The sequence below is a fragment of the Nocardiopsis sp. TNDT3 genome (assembly GCF_003427465.1).
Classification (GTDB): domain Bacteria; phylum Actinomycetota; class Actinomycetes; order Streptosporangiales; family Streptosporangiaceae; genus Nocardiopsis; species Nocardiopsis dassonvillei.
This window is the reverse complement of the sequence record NZ_QPFC01000243.1, coordinates 1-1,467: the sequence shown is the minus strand read 5'-3', so window position 1 is coordinate 1,467 and position 1,467 is coordinate 1. Positions and strand designations below refer to the sequence as shown.

The window sequence follows — 1,467 nt, the reverse complement described above, 5'->3', positions numbered from 1 at the left end:
CCGCCCACCGCCCCCGCGGGGGCCGTGCGCCGCGCGGTGCCCGCGGTGTGCGCGGCGCTGATCCTGACGGTGTGCCTGTGGGGCCTGACCCGCGACGCCATGACCGTCGAGGTGGCCCAGCGCCTCGCCGCCCCCTCCTGGGACCACCCCCTGGGCACCGACGCGGTCGGCCGCGACGTCCTGGCCCGGCTCGGGCACGGCGCCCTGGCCACCGTGGGCACCGCGGCGCTGGTGTGCCTGGCCAGCCTGGCCGCGGCCCTGCTGATCGGGTTCGTTCCCGCGCTGTCGGCGGGCGCCTCGGAGATGGCCAACGCCCTGCCCCCGGTGATCGCCGGAATCCTGGTGGCCGCCATCGCCGGGCCCGGCCCCCTCGGCGCCGCCGTGGCCGTGGCCCTGGTCTCCTGGCCCCCGCTGGCCGCGCACACCTCCGCGCTGGTCCAGGAGACGCGCGCGGCCGCCTACCTGACCGCGCAGCGGGCCCTGGGCGCCGACCCCCGCTGGATCCTGGTCCGGCACGTGCTGCCCGCGGTCCTGGGGCCGGTGGCCCGCCACGCCGTGCTGCGCCTGCCGGGCATCGCGCTGGCCATCGCCTCGCTCGGCTTCCTCGGCCTGGGCTCGCAGCCGCCCTCGGCGGAGTGGGGCCTGAGCCTGTCGGAGTCCCTGGCCTACGTGGAGCGCGCGCCCCTGGCGGCGCTGGCCCCGGCCGCCATGCTCCTGCTGCTGGCCGCGTTCGCGGTCTCCTCGTCCACGCTTCCCCAGGGCTCGTGGACACCCCCGTGGCGCCGGGGTTCCCGCCCGGCCGCGACCGCGCCGTCCCCAGGAGCCCTGACGTGACCTGTGAAGAAGGCGGGCTCCTCCGCGCGGGCGCGGCGGTCGGCGGCCCGTCCCGGACGCGCGGCCGCGTCCGCCGCCCCGCCGCGCGGGGCCCGGTCCCTCTCCTCTCCGGCCCGAAGGCCGAACTCTCCCCGGAAGGACGCAGATGAGCGACGAGGCCCTGCTGTCGGTCCGCGACCTGCGGGTCACCCTGCCCGGACGGCGAGGGGGCGGGGTCCGCGCCGTGCGCGGGCTCTCCTTCGACGTGCGCCCCGGCGAGGTGCTCGCGCTCGTGGGGGAGTCCGGGGCCGGGAAGTCGGTCACCGCCCGCGCCGTCCTGGGCATGGCGCCCTACGGCGCCTCCGTCACCGGAAGCGTCCGCCTGCACGGACAGGAGCTGGTCGGCGCACCGCCCGCCGTCCTGCGGACCCTGCGCGGGCGGCGGATGTCCCTGGTGCCCCAGGACGCGCTCGCCGTGCTCAGCCCCGTGCACACCGTGGGCGCCCAGCTCGTACGCGCCCTGCGCTCCGTGCGTCGGATGAGCCGGGCCGCGGCGTGGGAGCGGGCGGTGGCCGCACTGGACCGGGTCGGCATCCCCGACGCCGCCCGACGCGCGCACGCCTACCCGCACGAGTTCTCCGGCGGCATGCGCCA

2 protein-coding genes are annotated in these 1,467 nt (G+C 79.0%); both read left to right on the top strand.

Translation table 11 applies throughout. From position 1 onward, the window contains the following. On the top strand, window positions 1-834 hold an 834-nt coding region (locus DQW06_RS06655), incomplete at its 5' end, for an ABC transporter permease (RefSeq protein ID WP_157983360.1). Between the two features lie 145 nt (window positions 835-979). Beyond that, on the top strand, window positions 980-1,467 hold a 488-nt coding region (locus tag DQW06_RS06650; protein WP_157983359.1), incomplete at its 3' end, for an ATP-binding cassette domain-containing protein.